The organism is Photorhabdus namnaonensis (assembly GCF_001684335.1).
GTDB lineage: Bacteria > Pseudomonadota > Gammaproteobacteria > Enterobacterales > Enterobacteriaceae > Photorhabdus > Photorhabdus namnaonensis.
The window spans coordinates 20,861-42,130 of record NZ_LOIC01000018.1; the positions used below are offsets into that span (position 1 = coordinate 20,861).

18 protein-coding genes, 1 other RNA gene and 1 pseudogene are annotated in these 21,270 nt (G+C 42.8%); 10 read left to right on the top strand and 10 right to left on the bottom strand.

Annotated features, from left to right (window positions below; all coding sequences use genetic code 11):
* Positions 1 to 98: 98 nt before the first annotated feature.
* Positions 99 to 1,445 (top strand): ATP-dependent RNA helicase SrmB, encoded by a 1,347-nt coding sequence (srmB, locus tag Phpb_RS02525; RefSeq protein WP_065389032.1) that lies wholly within the window; start codon positions 99 to 101, stop codon positions 1,443 to 1,445.
* Positions 1,446 to 1,502: 57 nt separating this feature from the next.
* On the opposite strand, the pseudogene Phpb_RS26495 reads toward srmB, so the two are convergent.
* From Phpb_RS26495 to Phpb_RS02550, 6 genes and pseudogenes are all read right to left on the bottom strand, one after another.
* A pseudogene (locus tag Phpb_RS26495) lies at positions 1,503 to 1,790 on the bottom strand (hypothetical protein); the annotation flags it as partial.
* A gap of 96 nt (positions 1,791 to 1,886) precedes the next feature.
* Positions 1,887 to 2,405, bottom strand: coding sequence for a DUF6622 family protein (locus tag Phpb_RS02530; protein WP_065389033.1), 519 nt, complete (start codon positions 2,403 to 2,405; stop codon positions 1,887 to 1,889).
* 34 nt (positions 2,406 to 2,439) lie between these two features.
* On the bottom strand, positions 2,440 to 2,676 hold the full coding sequence (locus tag Phpb_RS02535; RefSeq protein WP_065389034.1) for a DegT/DnrJ/EryC1/StrS family aminotransferase: 237 nt from the start codon (positions 2,674 to 2,676) through the stop codon (positions 2,440 to 2,442).
* An 11-nt stretch (positions 2,677 to 2,687) separates the two neighbouring features.
* A complete protein-coding gene (locus tag Phpb_RS02540) occupies positions 2,688 to 3,902 on the bottom strand; it encodes an MFS transporter (protein ID WP_065389346.1) in 1,215 nt (404 codons plus the stop codon).
* A 906-nt stretch (positions 3,903 to 4,808) separates the two neighbouring features.
* Complete coding sequence (locus Phpb_RS02545) at positions 4,809 to 5,396, bottom strand: ankyrin repeat domain-containing protein (protein ID WP_065389035.1); 588 nt, start codon at positions 5,394 to 5,396, stop codon at positions 4,809 to 4,811.
* A gap of 15 nt (positions 5,397 to 5,411) precedes the next feature.
* Complete coding sequence (locus tag Phpb_RS02550) at positions 5,412 to 6,428, bottom strand: Tle-like phospholipase domain-containing protein (RefSeq protein ID WP_065389036.1); 1,017 nt, start codon at positions 6,426 to 6,428, stop codon at positions 5,412 to 5,414.
* A 645-nt stretch (positions 6,429 to 7,073) separates the two neighbouring features.
* On the opposite strand from Phpb_RS02550, the gene ung reads away from it, so the two are divergent.
* Positions 7,074 to 7,754, top strand: a complete 681-nt coding sequence (ung, locus tag Phpb_RS02555) for a uracil-DNA glycosylase (RefSeq protein WP_036777820.1) — start codon at positions 7,074 to 7,076, stop codon at positions 7,752 to 7,754.
* An 85-nt stretch (positions 7,755 to 7,839) separates the two neighbouring features.
* Here the strand turns inward: ung and grpE are convergent, their stop codons facing one another.
* Entirely contained in the window at positions 7,840 to 8,421 is a 582-nt protein-coding gene (gene grpE / locus Phpb_RS02560) for a nucleotide exchange factor GrpE (protein ID WP_065389037.1), read from the bottom strand.
* A gap of 124 nt (positions 8,422 to 8,545) precedes the next feature.
* On the opposite strand from grpE, the gene nadK reads away from it, so the two are divergent.
* The 3 genes from nadK (at position 8,546) to bamE (ending at position 11,716) form a co-directional block, all read left to right on the top strand.
* Positions 8,546 to 9,424 (top strand): NAD(+) kinase, encoded by an 879-nt coding sequence (nadK, locus tag Phpb_RS02565; protein WP_065389038.1) that lies wholly within the window; start codon positions 8,546 to 8,548, stop codon positions 9,422 to 9,424.
* A gap of 89 nt (positions 9,425 to 9,513) precedes the next feature.
* Positions 9,514 to 11,175, top strand: coding sequence for a DNA repair protein RecN (gene recN, locus Phpb_RS02570; protein ID WP_065389039.1), 1,662 nt, complete (start codon positions 9,514 to 9,516; stop codon positions 11,173 to 11,175).
* Between the two features lie 193 nt (positions 11,176 to 11,368).
* Positions 11,369 to 11,716, top strand: coding sequence for an outer membrane protein assembly factor BamE (gene bamE / locus Phpb_RS02575; RefSeq protein WP_065389040.1), 348 nt, complete (start codon positions 11,369 to 11,371; stop codon positions 11,714 to 11,716).
* Positions 11,717 to 11,771: 55 nt separating this feature from the next.
* On the opposite strand, the gene Phpb_RS02580 is transcribed toward bamE, so the two are convergent.
* Both Phpb_RS02580 and Phpb_RS02585 read right to left on the bottom strand, forming a co-directional pair.
* Entirely contained in the window at positions 11,772 to 12,065 is a 294-nt protein-coding gene (locus Phpb_RS02580) for an RnfH family protein (RefSeq protein ID WP_065389041.1), read from the bottom strand.
* Positions 12,058 to 12,492 (bottom strand): type II toxin-antitoxin system RatA family toxin, encoded by a 435-nt coding sequence (locus Phpb_RS02585; protein WP_036810511.1) that lies wholly within the window; start codon positions 12,490 to 12,492, stop codon positions 12,058 to 12,060. Before Phpb_RS02585 ends, Phpb_RS02580 begins: the two co-directional genes overlap by 8 nt.
* A 156-nt stretch (positions 12,493 to 12,648) precedes the next feature.
* On the opposite strand from Phpb_RS02585, the gene smpB reads away from it, so the two are divergent.
* From smpB to Phpb_RS02610, 5 genes are all read left to right on the top strand, one after another.
* Positions 12,649 to 13,131, top strand: a complete 483-nt coding sequence (smpB, locus tag Phpb_RS02590) for an SsrA-binding protein SmpB (RefSeq protein WP_036777830.1) — start codon at positions 12,649 to 12,651, stop codon at positions 13,129 to 13,131.
* Positions 13,132 to 13,181: 50 nt separating this feature from the next.
* Positions 13,182 to 13,545: a transfer-messenger RNA gene (gene ssrA, locus Phpb_RS02595) on the top strand.
* A 364-nt stretch (positions 13,546 to 13,909) separates the two neighbouring features.
* Entirely contained in the window at positions 13,910 to 16,243 is a 2,334-nt protein-coding gene (locus Phpb_RS02600; RefSeq protein ID WP_065389042.1) for a tellurite resistance TerB family protein, read from the top strand.
* A gap of 3 nt (positions 16,244 to 16,246) precedes the next feature.
* Entirely contained in the window at positions 16,247 to 17,563 is a 1,317-nt protein-coding gene (locus Phpb_RS02605; RefSeq protein ID WP_065389043.1) for an ATP-binding protein, read from the top strand.
* A complete protein-coding gene (locus tag Phpb_RS02610; RefSeq protein ID WP_065389044.1) occupies positions 17,560 to 19,767 on the top strand; it encodes a DEAD/DEAH box helicase in 2,208 nt (735 codons plus the stop codon). Before Phpb_RS02605 ends, Phpb_RS02610 begins: the two co-directional genes overlap by 4 nt.
* Before the next feature lie 739 nt (positions 19,768 to 20,506).
* Here Phpb_RS02610 and Phpb_RS02615 read toward each other — a convergent pair.
* Positions 20,507 to 20,794 carry a gp53-like domain-containing protein gene (locus Phpb_RS02615; RefSeq protein WP_036777560.1) on the bottom strand — a complete coding sequence of 96 codons (288 nt, stop codon included), beginning with the start codon at positions 20,792 to 20,794 and terminating at the stop codon, positions 20,507 to 20,509.
* Positions 20,795 to 21,270: the final 476 nt, after the last annotated feature.

Here is a 21,270-nt window from a genome sequence, read left to right on the forward strand (position 1 = left end):
ATGTTTCGGTAAAAGCTATCTACCTCAATTGACCGCTTTAATATGATGAACAATACGCCCAACCTGTTTATAATCGGCGACCTAAACAGAGGTATATGATGACTGCAACAAACTTTTCTGAACTTGAGCTTGATGAACGCCTGCTTGACGCCCTGAATGATAAAGGTTATTCCCGCCCAACAGCAATTCAGGCTGCGGCTATTCCAGCCGCAATGGATGGGCGTGATGTACTAGGATCAGCGCCTACCGGTACCGGCAAAACCGCAGCTTACCTGCTGCCAGCTATGCAACATTTATTGGATTTTCCACGCAAAAAATCTGGACCACCACGCATTTTGATCCTGACGCCTACCCGTGAACTAGCCATGCAAGTGGCAGATCAGGCAAAAGAATTCGCTGCGCATACCAATTTAGATATCGCTACCATTACTGGCGGCGTAGCCTATATGAATCACGCAGAAATTTTCAGCGAAAATCAAGATATTGTCGTCGCCACTACAGGCCGTCTGCTGCAATATATCAAGGAAGAAAACTTTGATTGCCGGGCAGTTGAAACACTGATCCTTGATGAAGCCGATCGTATGCTGGATATGGGTTTTGCCAACGATATTGAAACCATCGCGGGTGAAACCCGTTGGCGCAAACAGACCATGCTATTCTCTGCTACTCTGGAAGGGGAAGCCATTCGTGATTTTGCTGAGCGCTTACTGGAAGATCCAATTGAGATTGATGCTGAACCATCACGCCGTGAACGCAAAAAAATCCAGCAATTTTACTACCGTGCAGACAATTTGGCACACAAAACAGCCCTGCTTTGCCATTTACTGAAACAACCCGATGTCACTAAATCCATTATCTTTGTTCGCAAACGTGAACGTGTACACGAACTTGTGGGTGAATTGCATCAAGCCGGCATTAAAGCCCGATTCCTTGAAGGGGAAATGGTACAGGCTAAAAGGACGGAAGCGGTTAAGCTCCTGAATGATGGCAGCGTCACTGTTCTGGTTGCAACAGACGTTGCTGCCCGTGGATTGGATATTGATGATATCAGCCATGTTTTCAATTTCGATTTACCGCGCACTGCCGATGTTTATCTACACCGTATCGGCCGGACAGCTCGTGCAGGTCGCAAAGGCACTGCAATTACTTTAGTGGAAGCGCATGATCATCCTTTATTAGGCAAAATCAGTCGCTATCTGAATGAACCACTAAAGTCGCGTATGGTTGATGAACTCCGCCCAACAACCAAAGCGCCAAGTGACAAAGCCCACAATAAGCCATCGAAAAAAGTATTGGCTAAACGCAAAGAGAATAAAGAGAAAAAGAAAGCCGAAGAATCGAAGAAAAAAGTCAAAATACGTCATCGGGATAGCAAAAATATCGGTAAACGCCGTAAACCTTCCGGTAATCCAAAACCGGAAGCGCCAACCAATAGCGATGCGTAAATCTTTAAACGGGCCGATTGGCCCGTTAATTATAATATGCAGTTTCGCATAGTAAGATTATTCTGTGAGTAAATAGGCTCCCTGCAAACGCCTCTTTATTTCTATAAATAATTCATCAGGTATTTTGCCATCCCGAGTTTTTGCAATCGATTATTTAATCGGTTTATGACAGGATTTATCTCCCATCCCAATTAGAAACTTTATTAAAATCTGCCCCTTTTGGAAAGTATTGCCGAATTAGCCCATTTATATCCTCATTCACCCCTTTTTCCCAGAGGAATAAGGATTAGCTAAATGAATATTTGTATTTAATTTTTTGCTAATAATTTTGTAGGGCGGATGCTCTTTACACCTGTAACTCACACTACACTGACTGGCGATCCAAATGGTCCAGATACAACATGGCTGGGGAGAACAGAGAGTATTAGAGTTTCATAAACACTATTTGTAGACATTCTTGGTCCTATTTCTGTACCAAGGAATAAAAAGATTTAGCGTTCCGCCCCAGAAAATACCGTCAAGCACACCATTGCTAAAGCCAAAAAACAGATTGAAATGTAACGAATGCAACAACGCAGGGTGAATACTTAACATAGCCGTAATAATAAACTTAACGATAAATGTGATAACAATCAGCGTCAGCGTTAACGAAGTGCCAGGACGGATGATTAAATCACTGCCTGCTTTTTCACGTAATCTTGGTTGAGAGCGCCACAGACACCATCCTATTACAATCCCGACGAGTAAACCCACCATCATCGTTATCAAAGCTAAGTCTGAGAATGTAGTTTCATAAATGACGCTATATACTCCCCAGACTAGGAATACTATTGGTAGTAAGAAAAGGCGATCAATTCGCATTTCACGATCATACAAGGCATTGATCCCGCGCTTGATGAGAAAAGCAAAAAGAATCCAGACCCATATTGGGGTATCTTTAATAATGGTAGTCAGTGACATGTTATTTTCCTTTCATATTTTGCGAGTAAGAAGACTACGCTGTAGAAATAGTTTTTTGCTTGTTCCTGTAATGATTTCTCAGTAAAGCATCTGTACCAGAATTGAGTGCGATGGCATATGCTCCTCCACAACATTGTGACATCCATTTTTCTAATCTTGAAACCTCTTCACCAAGCACAAAATCACCGGTTGTCAAAACATTTTGCCATTGCTTGAAAATTAGTTCGGACAACTCGATAGCCTGCTCTTGAATATTGTTACATTTAATCATGTTATTGCCTTTTAAATTTTCCGAGTGACAGCAGCAAGTGCGATGGCAGTGATTCCAATAGCACTAATGATTGCAGTCAATGTTAGTGTTTCAGAATATCCCACCGTTGCACCGATGATTCCTGCTCCAAGATAAATGAATGGGTGTGCACCACTGGTAACAAAAGTATCTACCGCTACAACTTTTCCAAGGTCTTTTTCCGGAGAGAGGGTTTGCATAGCAGTGGCCCAACCAGTAAGCCAAGATGCCTCAGCAATCCCAACAAACATTGCCCCCAAAATGACCATCCAAGCGAAGCCCCCCATACCCAATAAAAGCATTGCACTACAAAGAAATAAACCACAGATCACGGCAAGTCGTATTAGACGCTGGTGACCAGCGGTAAGTACTGTGATAACAGATCCAATACATGCACCAGCTCCCGAAGCTGCTAGACAAAACCCCCACATCGTATCGCTGAATCGATCACTGATTGCGTATGGAGCGATGACTAAGAAAATAGGGAAGCACAACACATTCAGGATCAATGTCGCGATAAACCCGAGTAACAATACAGAGTTACCAGTAATGACTGTAATACCGTTCAATACCTCACGTATAGAGAATTTATCATCGGAACCACGAATTCCTATATCAGGTATCAGGGCAGTAAAAAAAGCTGCTGCGAAAAATGTAATACCATCAACCAGTATTCCCCATGCTGGTTCCCACAATATGATCATCACTCCTACTGTGGCCGGAAAGACTACTGCCACAAAGTTATCTACAAAATTCATGGCTCCATTTCCTGCCACTAAGGCTTGCTTGGGTAGCAAGTTTACAAGCAGAACTTGAGCGCATGGGCGAGAGACGCCAATGCCAATTCCAAATATTAAATAGGCAAGTACTAATCCCCACCACGGAGCGTTTAACACAAGTAACATAGTTGCAGCAACTTGCGCCAACCCTCTGGCAGTATCTGTCGCAATGAGAATGTGTTTTGGTGACTTTCTGTCTGCTAGCAGACCTCCAGCGACAGCCCCAATGACCGTCCCTAATCCTACCGCAGCCATGACGACACCAAAAACCTCCCCGCTAAGTTTGGCATGAATCAACGCAACAGGAAGGGCAGCTAAACAGACTGCATCACCAACCATTGACAAACCTTGACCAATAAGCAATTTCCGGAATGATGAGGAGCGTAATGCCTCGGAATAAGGTGATGCTCGTTCAGCGAATGAAGTCATTTGTTTCTCCGCAAATATAAATACGTCCATCAGGACAACATTCGGTAGTGAGTTTCTTCCCTCCACAGTAGATGTCAATGATCCCATCTGCAAGTACACTAACCATAAGTCGTTGCCCACAGAAATAAAGTCTTTTCTCAGCGACACGTAGCCCAGCTAAGCCTTCAACAAGCCCTTGCCATGCACTCGCATAAGCTGAAAGATGTAATTAAACTATTCAAAATAGAGATTTCATATAATTAAATAAGACTTGGCGGATTCGACTAATAAGTTAATTTTTTCTACCTTTAATTTAAATTAAAGTCAAAATCAAATAAATATAAATTATTTTTCTGAGATAAAGATCAATGAAAATTTAAACAAGTGAATATTATTTAATGTTAATTACGAGTTCCATTATTTATTTTTCATAAAAACATGCCACATCAAAAAATTAATTCACCCCTATTAGTAATAAACAAATATTTTCTCGAAAAAATAAATAACTCAAAATATTACGCCAAACAACTTACCATAACAATTATGTCATCTTGTTTTTCCAGACTAGGTATCAAAATACTGTCTCCATAAATTTCTTCACTTTTCATAATCATTACCACATATGACAACACAAGCGATCAAAATTAACGATTTCGCTTAATAAAATCAGATAAAATATCATAGCAATGTAGATATCATTTATCGTGCAAGCCCACTATGAGACACCAAAACATCTTTAAAGGAATATATAAAGAAACACTGGGTTTTAAACATTGTTTATTAAGGAAAATAAATTAATATAAATATTCATAAAATGCGATAATACATGGTGATTTTTAAATTGTTCCTAATGCTCCAACCCTCAATTACTGATTTAATTTATTGATCTTTAATGAAAAATAACGGGCCAAATAGCCCGTTTTTATCTTATTTCGAATAATATTGGCTGATTTGCCGAGCTTTCAGCCAATGATTAACCTCATCATATCCCGCTTGCATCTCACGGCTCCGCGCTTTTAGCGGTGTGAGATTGAGATACACCTGGAACGTTGATTGTTGCTTATTTTGCAATTGAGGATCAGCGCCTGACTTCAACAATATCAGCACCAATTCCGGCGAATTAATTTTGGCTGCAATATGTAACGGAGTATCTCCAATCCGATTCGCCTGATTGAGATTAGCACCGGCGGCCAACAGTAATTCAACCTGCATTTTTCTCCCTACCTGAACCGCAACATGTAAAGGCGTTGCTAAGGTTATGGGATGTATAATATTCACATTCGGCGCGACTGATAATAAAGATTTGAGATAATCAGGATTGCCAATTTTTGCAGCCGTATGTAAAGCACTTTCTTGTTGCAAACCAAGTTGAGCAGGATTAGCGCCCTCCTTCAGCAAATTATTAACATCATCCATTCTCTGGTTGAATATCGCCCATTGTAACGGAGTGATATCTTCTCCACTCCGCTGACAATTCGGTTCCGATTCAGAATCAATTATTTCACCGATTTTCATCACACCTCTTTTTAATTATGCGGAAACACTCAGATCTGATTCATTAAGCATGACTAAAGATTTTTCTTGCTGTTCATCATTTAAAGACGACCAAGGTTTGTATATTGTTAATAATTCCAACATCTTTTTAAGAGAATGTGCTTTGAATCCACGTATCAGATTATTAGGAAACCCTTGATCTGATTCTCCTGAATCCTCATTATATTTCAGTAAGATTTTATGTCCTATTGGCTGAGATACTGGCAGTTTCTGTTGTAATACATCAAGCACATCATGCTCCACAACATAATGACGCACCAATCCATTTTCAGCGATAGCTCTACCCTCTTGAGGTGAAAGACCCAAATTTTTCATTATATTGTCAGAAACACCGGCTGAATTAAATATTACCGCAGGCTTTCCAACTGATAATGCGGCTGTCGCTGCTAATCCACCTCCCAAAGAGTGCCCAGTAAATAATAAGTTTTCGCCAAATGCCATTCTGGCAGCACGAGCTAAGTCAATGGCTTGGTGATATTGAGCTTCATCAAATCCAAAACCTTGTCGTAAATTAGTTAATATATCCTTCAAATCATTAGTGCCCACAAAAGCAACTATATAGAGATCATCATTCCGATAAATACCTGCCTGAAAGCCTGTTGTTTCATCCCTTAAATTTGCCGGTTCTATTCCTGCCTTTAATAATTCATCATCAGAAAGACGAACATAATCACCTATTCCCATAGTGGTGCGTATGTAGACATCATCAGAGATTAAGGTCAACATATAATCAATTTCATGCGATTGTTTACCACTAATTTGCTCAGACTTAATTCCGGTGATTGACTTTAAATTAATGTTAATACTCTGCTCATTAATTAATGATTGATAGACTCTATTATTTTGTTTAGTTGTTTCCGAGAGGGAAAAAACTTCAGTGGTCGCTTTTTTAATATTCTGGTCTGGAACAGAAGACGGTGTAACACGTTGAAGATTATTTAAAACGGGAAAACTTGAATCGACTGATAGATTCATTTCAATTGATAAACTCATAAAATTCCCCTAAAGATAGCTGAAAATAATCGACTATTTAATTAGTACAACTCATCTATCGGCAGGGAATGCCATAAAGTTAAATTAATGTTTAAATTATGTTAACGAAATTAATCAACTGTGATTCTTCTCTCTAATAACAGAGAAATTTCTACCTATTATTTGTCAATAAATAGCCAGAAAAGAGTCAAAGTGAACTGAGTGCTTACAACAAGTATTGTTTTGGGTTTATACGATATTCAAACGATCCAGCTTATCCTTAACCACAATCTGGCCCTTCACGGCATTGAATACCCGTAATCACTTCCATCTATACGTTCGCACAATAAACCAAATTATCAATGATTTATCTCGGTTATTTGGTCAGGCCAATATGTCGCATTCCTATCTACTCACACAAATGAGGATGCTATTGATTCAGAACAGTTAATTTCATATAGTTACTATAAAACATATTGCTACCTTATGTTTTAAATAAGTTTCTATAGCTAACCACAAAGCAATTCTTTGGATAAATTTTCAAAAATACTTTACAGCATTGAAATAGTGATCAAGAAATTAGTTTTAATGTGCATCGAAGGTTTTCCTCTGATTTTGTAATCGGTAAGCTAACATCCATTTGGTAATCTATAAAAAGGATTTACTATGTCCGCACCTCTCACATGGCACGACGTAATCGGTAACGAGAAAAAACAACCCTATTTTCTCGACACGCTAGCCTATGTCGCAAAAGAACGTCAGGCAGGTAAAACCATTTATCCGCCACAACAGGATGTATTCAATGCATTCCGCTACACCGAATTGGCTGATATTAAGGTGGTGATACTTGGACAAGACCCTTACCACGGCCCCAATCAGGCACATGGCCTCTCTTTTTCTGTGCAACCGGGTATTCCCGCGCCACCTTCACTGGTTAATATGTACAAAGAGCTGGCATCCGATATACCTGACTTCCAGCATCCAAATCACGGTTGCCTAGTCAGTTGGGCTAAACAAGGGGTGTTACTACTCAATACCGTACTCACCGTAGAACGTGGTAATGCACACTCTCACGCGAATCTGGGATGGGAAACTTTCACTGATAAAGTCATTGCCGCTATCAATGAGCACCGTTCAGGCGTCGTTTTTCTGCTTTGGGGCTCCCACGCTCAGAAAAAGGGCTACTTTATTGATGCTAATAAACACCACGTTCTCAAAGCACCCCATCCATCTCCACTATCTGCCCACCGAGGGTTCTTTGGCTGCAAACATTTTTCAAAGGCCAATGCATTGCTAGAAAAACAAGGCATCGCGCCAATTAACTGGACGCCTGAGTTGCCACAGTAAAAAAATGCCGCCCCTGTTGGAGCGGCATTGATACTTATTACTAAACTAAGACCACTACTAAACTAAAATTACTACTGAGTTAAAATTACTTCGATACGGCTACCATTGCCGGTCGCAACAAACGGCCGTTTAAGGTATACCCTTTCTGCATGACCATCATGACATGATTTGGTTCATGCTGATCGGACTCCATCATGGTCATGGCCTGATGAATTTCAGGATTAAAAGGAACATTTGTGTCGCCGACAACTTCAATACCAAATTTACCCACAGCCCCAAGGAAAGACTTCAACGTCAGTTCAATGCCTTCAACCATAGATACTATTTCGGTATTAGTGCGATCTACCGCTTCCAAAGCGCGCTCAAGATTATCAATCACTGGTAACAGTTCATTAGCAAATCTTTCTAACGCAAACTTATGGGCTTTTTCCACATCTTGCTCAGTACGACGACGGATATTTTCAACTTCAGCCTTAGCACGCAAAATGGCATCACGTTCACGCTGTTGCGCCTGCTTGAGCTGTTCTTCCAGCTCTGCGACACGCGGATCAACAACGCTTTCAGTCTCTGATGCTTCTGCTTTATCCGCACTGTTTTGCTGTTCAGATACAACTTCCATATCTTCCGAGACTTGCTCGTCAGGCATTTTTTGTTCTTTACTACTCATGAATATCTCCGCGTATTTGGCATTAATCTCGCTACTTAGCCTATTATGGGGATCTAAACTAGGGATTCAAGGGAACCCGCCGTATTGTGAGGATAAAACCTCTTGCTAGAAGGAAATTACAACGATGAATAAAAAATTCAAATGCATAGGTATTGTTGGCCACCCTCGTCACCCAGAAGCACTTGCTACTCATGAGATGCTTTATCATTGGTTAAAATCCAAAGGTTACTCTGTCATTATTGATCGTCAAGTCGCCAAAGACATCGGTTTAAAAGATGCACGAATGGGTGGTCTGACCGAAATCGGTCAACAAGCTGATTTAGCTGTCGTTGTTGGTGGTGACGGCAATATGTTGGGCGCCGCCCGGGTCCTTTCCCGTTATGACATTAAAGTCATTGGCATTAACCGAGGCAATCTGGGTTTTCTAACGGACTTAGATCCTGATAACGCCCTACAGCAACTTTCTGAAGTATTAGATGGCGAATATCGGAACGAACATCGCTTCCTGCTAGAAGCTCAAGTCCGAAGAAACGGACAGAAGCCCCGTATCAGTACCGCAATCAACGAAGTCGTACTCCACCCGGGGAAAGTAGCACATATGATTGAATTCGAAGTCTATATCGATGAACGTTTTGCCTTTTCCCAACGTTCTGACGGACTGATTATCGCAACCCCAACGGGTTCCACAGCTTACTCGCTTTCCGCAGGTGGGCCGATTCTGACACCTAACCTAAACGCTATCGTCCTGGTACCGATGTTTCCACATACATTGTCTTCCCGGCCACTAGTTATCAGTAGCGAAAGCAATATAAGATTGAAATTTTCCCAAAATAGCAATGATTATGAAGTCAGTTGCGATAGCCAAATCGTTCTACCTATACAGGATGGAGAAGATGTGATTATTAGCCGCAGCAAACAGAAGCTCAATCTCATTCATCCTAAAGACTATAATTATTTCAATACATTAAGTACAAAACTAAGCTGGTCTAAAAAAATGTTCTAAAAAAATTAGATTTCACCACTTTACTGTATAAAAAACCAGTTTATACTGTATGAAGATACAGAGGTGTTTTTATACACAGGAGAAGTGTGATGCTCACCCAGTTAACCATTAGCAATTTTGCCATTGTTCGTGAGCTTGAAATTGACTTCCAGCCAGGTATGACAGCCATCACAGGTGAAACTGGCGCGGGTAAATCCATCGCAATTGATGCATTAGGTTTATGTCTGGGTAATCGTGGTGAGGCCAATATGGTGCGTAATAGGGCTTCTCGTGCTGATATTTGCGCCCGGTTTTCTCTTTCTGATGCGCTTTCTGCTCGTCAATGGCTAGAAGATCACCAACTTGATGACAGCAATGAATGCTTACTACGCCGCACAATAACGTCAGATGGCCGTTCCAGAGGCTTTATCAATGGCACTGCCGTACCGCTTTCCCAATTACGTGAACTAGGTGCCCATCTTATTCAAATTCATGGTCAACACGCTCACCAATTACTATTGAATAATGGTCACCAAAAACGCCTGCTTGATACTTACGCTAATCAACCCAATCTACAAAATGAAATGAAACAAGCATATCAGCAATGGCACCAAAGCTGTCAGGATCTTGCTCGATTCCAACAACAGGCGCTTGAACGTCAATCTCGTCAGCAGTTGCTGGAATATCACTTAAAAGAACTTAATGAGTTGGCACCGCAACCAGGTGAATATCAGGAACAAGATAATGAATATAAACGGCTAGCAAACCGAGGTCAGTTACTCTCTGTCAGCCAAACCGCACTCCAGCTACTAAGTGATAACGATGAACAAAATATTATCAGCCTGCTGAATTACGCTAAACACGAGCTGGCGGAACTCATCACTATGGATGATAAATTCAACCAGTTACTCACTATGCTGGAAGAAGCATCCATTCAAATTAATGAAGTCAGCGATGAACTCCGCCACTACGGTGACCAACTGGATATGGACCCAAATCGTCTCTTTGAACTGGAACAGAAAATTTCACAACAAATTAGGGTAGCCCGTAAACATCACGTTGTCCCAGAAGAGCTTCCTTCTCTACATCAACAATTATTGGAAGAGCAGCAATCACTGGCACAACAAGAAGATGACTGCACCCACCTTAGTGAACAGGTTAATAAACACCATAAACAGGCATTGGAAGTCGCAGAAAGATTGCATCTGGTTCGCCAACAATATGCCAAAGAATTAAGTGAGCTCATTACTCACAGTATGCATCAACTCGCTATGCCTCATGGCCGCTTTACTATCGATGTCTCTTTTGCACCTGAACATCTGAACGCCGATGGTTCAGATAAAGTTGAATTTAATGTCACCACTAACCCTGGTCAGCCACACCAATCTCTGGCAAAAGTCGCTTCAGGCGGTGAGCTTTCTCGTATTGCGCTGGCAATTCAGGTTATAACGGCTAAGAAAATGGAAACGTCCGCCTTAATTTTCGATGAAGTGGATGTCGGTATCAGCGGCCCGACAGCCGCAATCGTCGGCCGCCTGTTACGCGAATTAGGCGAATCTACACAGGTTATGTGCGTCACTCACCTGCCCCAAGTAGCCGGTTGTGGACACCAACATTTTTATGTCAGTAAACAGACTGACGGTGAAGAAACAGAAACTCAAATGCAATTGCTGGATAAAAAAGCCAGATTACAAGAGCTGGCGCGGCTTCTCGCAGGCAGTGAAGTGACAAAAAATACCCTGGCAAATGCCAAAGAGCTGCTAGCAGCATAATTTGACACAACTTTTGCGCATATTTAAGGTCATAGCTAAAGCTTGTATACCCTATGGATTTCAAGATGCATCGCGACGGCAAAGGAGCACAGCCAACAAAGAAGCAACTTGAAAGATAACGGGTATAAAGGTTTTCAATTTCGTCAAGGTCTATTATTATCAACACCCTGACCCCTAAAGGAATGTAATTACCATGCGCTGTAAAATGTTGACTGCCGCTGCTGTATCATTTGTCATGCTGACCGCGGGTTGCTCTACGTTGGAACGGGCTGTTTATCGCCCTGACATTAATCAGGGGAACTACCTAACACCGACTAGTGTATCAAAAATTCACAAGGGAATGACCCAGCAACAGGTAGCTTACACATTAGGAACACCAATGTTACAAGACCCGTTTGGAACTCAAACGTGGTTTTATATATTTCGCCAGCAACCTGGTCACGAAAACGTGACTCAGCAAACACTGACACTGACATTTGACAGTAATGGTGTACTGACTGACATTAAAAACGAAAATTCACTTACCGAAGATCTTCAATAACCAAAGAGATATAGACAGTCAGTCAAAAAAATAGATGACTGACTGTCTATAATAATCATTGAGCATTATTTTTAGCCCGCTCAGCACGCTTACGGCGCATTTCTTTTGGATCAGCTAATAATGGGCGGTAAATTTCCACCCTATCACCCTCTTCCAAAATATCCGTCAACTTAACAGGACGGCTATAAACCCCGACTTTATTCTTTTGCAGATCAATATCATTGCGCAAAGTCAGCAAACCTGATGCAACTATTGCCTGCTCAACAGTTGCGCCTTGAGCCAATTTCACCGTACGCAGATACTGGTGATCAGGTAATGCATAAACAACTTCGACATTGATATCAGACACGATAAACCTCGCGTGCACGCAGAGTAAAAGCCTGCACCATACTCCCGGCCAATTCCTTAAAAATCTTACCGAAAGCCAATTCAATCAGCTTATTAGTGAATTCGAAATCAAGTTGTAACTCAACTTTACAGGCATCTTCACTCAGAGGGATGAACCGCCAACCTCCCATTAACTTACGAAAAGGCCCGTCGACCAGTTGCATATTAATGCTTTGGTTATCGGCCAGAATATTCCGGGTAACAAAAGTCTTACTTATACCCGCTTTCGAAACATCGACTGATGCAGTCATTTCGTTATTGCTAACACTCAGTACCCGACTGCCGACACATCCCGGCAAAAAATCCGGGTAAGAACCGATATCATTGACCAATTTGTACATTTGTTCCACGCTGTATGGTACTAACGCAGAGCGACTAATCTGTGGCATATCATTTCCTGTAAGGCTTAATTGTAGCGAATAATATCACCTATACGTGATCAAAGAAAAATCTGTCAGCGTATAATGCAATAAACACTCATTAATCAGCAAATATGTGCGGGAAAAGATTTCTTTCACCAAAGCATTCAGTATAATGCATACACTATGACAAAGAAAAAAGCACACAAACCCGGTTCGGCAACCATTGCCATGAATAGACGAGCTCGTCACGAATACTTCATTGAAGAAGAATTTGAAGCGGGTCTCTCGTTACAAGGATGGGAAGTCAAATCACTGCGCGCTGGTAAAGCCAACATCAGCGACAGTTACGTTTTGCTCAAAGATGGAGACGCTTATCTTTTTGGCGCCACCATCACCCCGTTAAATGTAGCTTCTTCCCATGTCGTCTGTGATCCAATGCGTTCACGCAAACTTTTACTTAATCAGCGCGAACTTGACTCATTATATGGTCGAGTCAATCGTGATGGTTATACCGTTGTTGCCTTATCTCTTTATTGGAAAAACGCCTGGTGCAAAGTCAAGATTGGCGTAGCAAAAGGTAAAAAGGCGCACGACAAACGTTCGGACATTAAAGAACGTGAATGGAAATTAGACAAAGCACGTATTATGAAGAATGCTGGGCGATAAATTCTGGCATTATAGTTTAGTATTCTGATATACTTGCTTTTAAGACACTTGGGGCTGATTCTGGATTCGACGGGATTCGCGAAACCCAAGGTGCATGCCGAGGGGCGGTTGGCCTCGTAAAAAGCCGCAAAAAAATAGTCGCAAACGACGAAAAATACGCACTGGCAGCTTAATAACCTGCGCAGAGCCCTCTCTCCCTAGCCTCCGCTCTTAGGACGGGGATCAAGAGAGGTCAAACCCAAAAGAGATCGCGTGGATGCCTTGCCTGGGGTTGAAGCGTTAAATCTAATCAGGCTAGTTTGTTAGTGGCGTGTCTGTCCGCAGCTGGCAAGCGAATGTAAAGATTAGACTAAGCATGTAGTACCAAGGATGTAGGAATTTCGGACGCGGGTTCAACTCCCGCCAGCTCCACCAAATAAATCAAGGGGTTACACTAAGGTGTAGCCCTTTTTGTTTGTCCAATGTCCACTTTACGTCCATCTATTTTATTTTTATGGGCATCAATGGACACTACCTGCACCGTCGCATTCCTTCTGGTTCATCACTGAAACTACTTAACCTGAAGCACACCGCAATCTGTACCTGATTTTGCTACATATAGATCCCTTTACGATCCGATAAGTAGGTGATCAACATTCTTTAGATAATGTGGCGTTCTTGCTTGTACTCCCACTACGAAACGGTATGATTCTGCTAAATGTCTTTCAATTTATGTTGACGCTTTCCCCCGATTAAAAAGCTACATGTGGAAGTGTCATCCGCGATGATGGGTGTAGGAATGGGCTTCTGGATATTTTTTATTACACTAGTTGTTATCTGTCTTTTGTGTTCCAAAAAGAAAAAATCAACTTCAACCAGATCGAACGGCAGAAACATCAGTAAATCAAATAACTCATCCCAGCAAAAATTTCCTAATAAACCAACCAATAGCGTGACAAACATATCTTCTCAGTATCCACAAACATCCGACGATGACGAACTGGCAACCTTCACTCTTGTTAATGGGATAACTGTTGAGTACAGTACCAGTTGCGAGCAGCCGCGTGAAACCGCAGCCCGACGTAATACGACGCCAGCTCGGTGGATCAAACCGGGAGAAAGCGTCACCATTCAAAATATCGTCATTAATAACGGTAATTTTTATTTTGGCGGACAGTTAAAAACATATTCATCAAGAGAATATGGATATTTTTATAACGATGGCTCGGATGCCTCTCTGGTCAACGATGCATTGCCCATCCAGTCCATAACAAGACATTACGAAGATGAGTCGCTGGGATACTGGCCTAACTTTTCAACACTATCTCCACGCTGCCGCGGCGCTTATCTTGACTGGCTGGCAAGCGACCGAAGCGATGCGACCTGCCCCATAGGCTATGTTTTTATCTATTTTTACGGTCTTGAGCGTCGCATACTGGCTGACGAGATGCAAGAAGCCATTTCTGATAATGAATTCAGAGCGTTATTTGAAGAGGTATCGCGCCTGAGGGCCATATTTCAGTCGAATAACTCCTTCCGTTGTTATTCGACTCAATTAATAGAAACAATGTCGCTTCTCCGGCCTGATGTCATCTTCATACAGAATGAAAACGAATACTTTGCCTCGGGAAGCTCGCTGCTATTTCGGTTTCATCTGGCCACAACTGTTGTTCAGGGAGAGCCTATTTCAGCAGATCTGGCTCTGGCATGGGTAAAATATTATACCGAATATACGCTACGAACTCCGGCGCGCCGTTGTGCAGAAGAGTTTGCCGCCCTGTTTAAACAACGCTACGTCAAAAAATTTGGTGAGGGTCTTGTGGTTAAACCGAACAAGACCCGGTTGAAACTGGATTATGCCTCCGCAAACAGTACGCTCCAGGGGATTCGTATTGAGCTTCCTGACCTACCTGATCCCAGTGTATTAAGAGCTCCGGTAAAAAAACTGATACAAATTGCGGAATCCTGTACCAACGCTCTGGATGCCTACAGCCGCTATCTTGGTAAAAAGGACACCTCACGTAGCGATGTCGCCGCCATTATGCTCCTTCCCGATGAAATCCTTACTAAAGATGCAGAACAAATGTTCGCTGGTTTTAAAAGCTGGGCTAACGAAAGGATTCTGGAAAATTCAGGACTGGCAACGGTTGCAAGCTTCTGGGCCCGGCTGGATATGTCAGTGCCAGACAAGATCAATAAAAAAGAAGCGGAGTTGATGCAGAATTTCGCTCAGCGGGCAGGTTACGGCATAGTACCAGATATGTGTTATCACTATGCCAAACCGGAACCAAACGGTAATATTGTTTTATTTGCAGAGGGACACGGTGAATTCTTCACACCTTCCACAGAATTCATATCCGTTTCTGTGGCGCTCCGGTTAGGCGCAATGGTTGCGCAAATGGATAAGAGTGTCGACGTCGCTGAGCAAGCGACACTGGAAAAAGCGATTGACCATAACAACACGTTGTCGCCAGCAGAAAAACGCTCGCTGCACGCTTACCTGATCTGGCGACTTAATACTCCTGCCAGTATGGCGGGCCTGAAAACCAGAATCGAGCAGCTTAACGATAAAGAGAAATCGTCTATCGGCAACGTTATTATCAACGTCGCCTGCGCCGACGGTAAAATTGATCCGGGAGAAATTAAACAGCTGGAAAAAATTTACTCCAGCCTTGGGCTGGACAGCAGTACCGTTACCAGTGATATCCATCGTCTGTCAACAGCAGAAAAAACATCGCAGGCCACCATGCAGGTCACATCAAGTGTGAAAAGTACATTTTCTCTCAATGAGAATGTTCTTGCCCGCCATGAATCGGACACGACAGACGTTCGTCAGTTGCTGAGTACAATCTTTGTCGAAGATGATCCCGAAGAAGTACCACCAGTAGACATTCCGCTACACTCGACCACTGGCCTTGATGAAGCGCATAACCAGCTGTACCAACGTTTGCTGGAAAAAGAACGCTGGGCGCGAAACGAAGTTGCTGAACTATGCCAGCAATTTAACCTGATGGTGGGCGGCGCAATTGAAGTCATTAATGACTGGTCATATGAACTGGTTGACGCCCCGGTTCTCGATGACGACGATGATATTTACGTTGACCTGGAAATCGCACAAGAACTCAAAGGATAATTTATGTCTGGCATTCGCATCCGTCTTAAAGAAAGAGACGCTATTATTCAGTCACTGAAGTCAGGTGTTACACCTAAAATAGGTATTCAGCATATTCAGGTTGGCCGGGTCAACGAGATAAAAGCGTTGTATCAGGATATCGAACGCATCGCCAATGGCAGTGCAGGATTCCGTCTGATTATCGGAGAATATGGTTCAGGCAAAACATTCTTTTTAAGCGTTGTTCGATCAATTGCTTTAGAAAAAAAACTGGTGACGGTAAGCGCCGACTTGTCCCCGGATCGCCGTATCCATGCTTCAGGCGGGCAGGCGCGGAGCCTCTACTCTGAACTGATGAAAAATTTATCCACCAGAAATAAACCGGATGGCAATGCTTTACTAAGCGTGGTCGAGCGCTTTATTACGAAAGCTCGAAAGGAAGCAGAAAGCACAAACACACCGGTTCCTGTCATTATTCATCAAAAACTCACCGCACTGTCCGAAATGGTTGGCGGTTATGATTTCGCTAAAGTAATCGAGTGTTACTGGCAGGGTCATGAGCTGGATAATGAGGTTTTAAAATCGAATGCTATTCGCTGGCTGCGAGGCGAATACACCACAAAAACCGACGCACGGAACGATCTGAACGTACGCACTATTATTTCTGACGCCTCTTTCTACGATTCGTTAAAGCTGATGAGCCTGTTTGTCCGCCAGGCCGGATATGCCGGTCTGCTGGTCAATCTGGATGAAATGGTGAATCTGTACAAGCTCAATAACACACAGGCCCGGGTCGCTAACTATGAGCAGATACTGCGTATCCTGAATGATTGCCTTCAGGGAACCGCAGAGCATATTGGTTTTCTGCTTGGCGGCACACCGGAGTTCCTATTTGATCCGCGTAAAGGGTTATACAGCTACGAAGCACTCCAGTCGCGGCTGGCGGAAAACAGCTTTGCCCAACGAGCAGGCGTGATTGACTATTCATCCCCTTCTCTACATTTAGCCAACCTGACGCCAGAGGAACTCTACATTCTGTTGAAAAATCTTCGCCACGTTTATGCGAACGGTGAAACGGATAACTATCTGGTTCCCGATGATGCGCTGACAGCATTTTTACGCCACTGTAGCAACACCATCGGCGATGCCTATTTCCGCACACCGAGAAATACGATTAAAGCATTTCTAGATATGCTCGCCGTGCTGGAACAAAACCCGGACATTCACTGGTCGCAGCTAATTACCAACGTAGCTATCTCAGAAGAAAAACCCAGTGATATGGATGAGATATCTTCAGGAAATGATACCGACGAGGACGGTCTGGCCGATTTCAGATTATGATGAGTGAATACCAGCGGCTAGATCCACGCATACAGAAGTGGATATATCGACAGGGATGGGCTGACCTCCGGTCTCTGCAAAAAAAAGCAATCCCACCGGTATTAGCGGGGGATCGGGATGTGCTGATCAGCGCCGCCACCGCCGCGGGTAAAACGGAAGCCTTTTTCCTGCCCGCTTGCTCTGCTATCGCGGATATCCAGGACGGTTTCGGTATTTTATACATTAGCCCGCTTAAAGCCTTAATTAACGATCAGTACCGGCGACTGGAAAGCCTGGGCGATGAGCTGGAGATGCCTGTCACGCCCTGGCACGGCGATGTGGCACAAAGTAAAAAACTAAAAGCAAAGAAAAATCCTTCCGGCATTCTGCTTATTACCCCGGAGTCGCTGGAAGCGATGTTGATCCGCAACGCTGTCTGGTTAAAACAGGCTTTCGCGCCTCTTGCCTATATAGTCATTGATGAATTCCACGCCTTCATCGGCTCTGAGCGAGGTATGCAACTCCTCTCTCTACTGAACCGGGTCGATCATTTACTGGGGAGAGTGAACAATCCGGTTCCCAGAGTGGCGTTAAGCGCGACGCTGGGAGAACTGGGAAAAGTGCCATTATCGCTGCGGCCGAATCAGTGCCTGCCCTGCGATATCATCACCGACACTCAGAGCCATGCCACTTTACAATTGCAAGTCAAGGGTTATCAGGAGCCGTTGTCAACCATCGGGAAAGAACAACTACCTTCGGCAGAGGCACAAATCTGTCACGATATCTTTCGATTCTGCCGTGGTGATTCCCATCTGGTGTTCGCCAACAGCCGTAAGCGTACCGAAAGTATTGCCGCTACGCTCAGCGATCTGAGTGAAGCGAACATCGTTCCCAACGAGTTCTTTCCTCACCACGGCTCCCTGTCCAGAGATCTGCGCGAAACACTTGAGCAACGGCTTCAGAAAGGCAACCTGCCCACCACCGCCATCTGTACGATGACGCTGGAACTAGGCATCGACATCGGTAAAGTCAGCTCCGTAGTACAGGTCACTGCACCACATTCTGTTGCCAGCCTGCGTCAACGCATGGGTCGTTCTGGCAGGCGTGGCTCTGCCGCAGTGCTGAGAATGTTGATTCCTGAACATGAACTGACTCCGACGTCAGGCATTATTGATCAACTGAGGCTACAGCTAGTCCAGTCGCTGGCAATGATACGTTTACTCATCGGCAGCAAATGGTTTGAACCAGCCGATACCCGACAGATGCATTATTCCACGCTGTTTCATCAGATTCTGGCAATCGTCGCGCAGTGGGGTGGCGTACGCGTGGATCAGCTCTGGTCTCATCTCTGCCAACACGGACCGTTTCAGAATATCAGTACTGATGATTTTAAAATGCTGTTGCGTCATATGGGGGAACACAAGTTTTTAACACAACTCTCCAGCGGCGAGTTAGTACTAGGTCTTGAAGGCGAACAACAGGTTAATCAGTACACTTTCTATGCCGTATTCCGCACACCTGAAGAGTTTCGCATTGTCGCAGGCAATAAAACGTTAGGTTCAATTCCTGTAGATTCGCCATTAATACCTGAACAGCATATTATTTTCGGTGGACGACGCTGGAAAGTGACTGATATCGACAGCGATAAAAAGGTGATTTACATCGAAGCAACGAAAGGAGGGCAGCCGCCTCTATTTGGCGGTGAAGGCATGTCCATACATGATGTCGTCCGGCAGGAAATGCTCACCATCTACCGGGAGGGCGACTACCGGATTACAGTTGGTGAACGTAAAGCCGACTTTGCCGATACCGCTGCCAGAAATCTCTTTAACGAAGGCCTGTATAGTTTCTGTAGCAACAACCTTGCATCAGAATGCCTTATTCAGCAAGGGCAGAATGTTTGCATTTTCCCTTGGCTAGGAGATCGAATCGTAAACACGTTATCGGCATTGCTGATTCATCGGGGTTTCAAAACTGGAGCGTTTTCTGGTGTTATTGAGGTTGAAAAGACCACGGTGACGGAGGTCATGCAAGCGTTAACCAGCATGCTTCGTGAAGGACTACCATCCGAAACCCGTCTTGCCGAAAGTGTTCCAGAGAAATACCTTGAGAAATATGACCAATATCTACCCGAAGCATTGCTCACTCAGGGATACGGATTAAGAGCTTTCGATATTGAAGGGACTACTCAGTGGATACAAGAGCAAATCCAAAAGACTCTATGAAAGATTGGTTGCCTAGAGAGATTATATAACTCTCACACATCCGCTCGGGCCAACGAATCTGAACAAATTATCATCACATAGCTACTTTGCACCTCCAACACTCTTAGCGTTTAACATAATGAAATACTGATAATTTATTCTTGGTGGCATTTCGCTACCGAGTGACCTGCCCCTAGGATTAAATACAACCGAAGAATAAGCTAAACCCACACTAGAAGATGCTTCGTTGGTTACCTCTGAATGGCTTTTAGAGGAGTTACACTTCAAAACGCGACAGAAATTGAGTTTTAGCTAAGATTTTCTGAAATTCACGGCACTGCATATGCTCAGGAGCAACACAGTTTGCAATATATTTCAACCCATTACGTACTAAACTGAGCTTGTGAATGGTTTTATCTATCTCCCTCGCCTTAATCAGACATTTTATCTCTGGATTAATAAATTCACGCCTTAAAGTGTATAGATAACATTTGATATAATGCTCTATTCAGAGATAAGCGTATTTTACGTGTTTATTATCCACCCTCTTTCCAGCCGTAATCTTTTCTCCTTCATATTCAACCGGATAATAACAGACAATGGTTAATTTAACTTCCGACGAATATTCTACAAAAACTGCTCCCGATGTATAGATTGATATCCAAGATTATGGAAGCAGTTCATTAAGTAGCTTTCAATATAATTTCTCTTCAACTCCAAGGCTAGAGTGTATTAATCCCCCCCTGTAATAACGTATTAATTAATATCCTATTGCAAACCAATATGAGCCTAATTGGTCACGCCCAATTGTAGCATTGGTAGAATTAAATCCATAAACTACTGAATAGTTATCCGAAGGAACCCCATTGGCATAGACACTAACTTGCATAGATAAGCATACATTGGGAAAAGGTATTGGATATGTTACTGTAATTCTTCCAGCTCCCCCATTCGGATTATACCCCCACTGATAAATTATTCCGGTATCGCCACATTTCCACCAACCGTTTGCAGCTCTTAAGGCGGTGTTTTGAATGAGATTACTCATGGATTCTCCTTAGTATTAATAATTAATATTTTCTTGAAAAGAGATCTACCGACTAAATCATTTAATGCAATAGATTTAATTACATAAATCATGCATTGATAATTCACTTTAACTATAGTAGATCCTAAATAAAGCATGATGAATTATTTTTATCGCTAATAGTGATTAACCATTACGGAGTAATTAATATTAATAAATAATTTTGAAGACAAAAAATATACAAAGCTATTTATTAATAATATTAGGGAGCTACCTTCCTACTATTTTCCTTGTGTAATGTCCCGCTGTCCCTGTCACATAAATATGGACGCAGTAGTATAAACAAGAAAAATTTATCGTAATTTTCACAATATCAATATGAAATGAATGTATTGCCATGCAAAAAAATAGTAAAAACAATATATTTAAACACAAAACATCAATAAATCAGCATTGAATTATTCATTATTATTAATCAATAACAATTATTTTCCCAT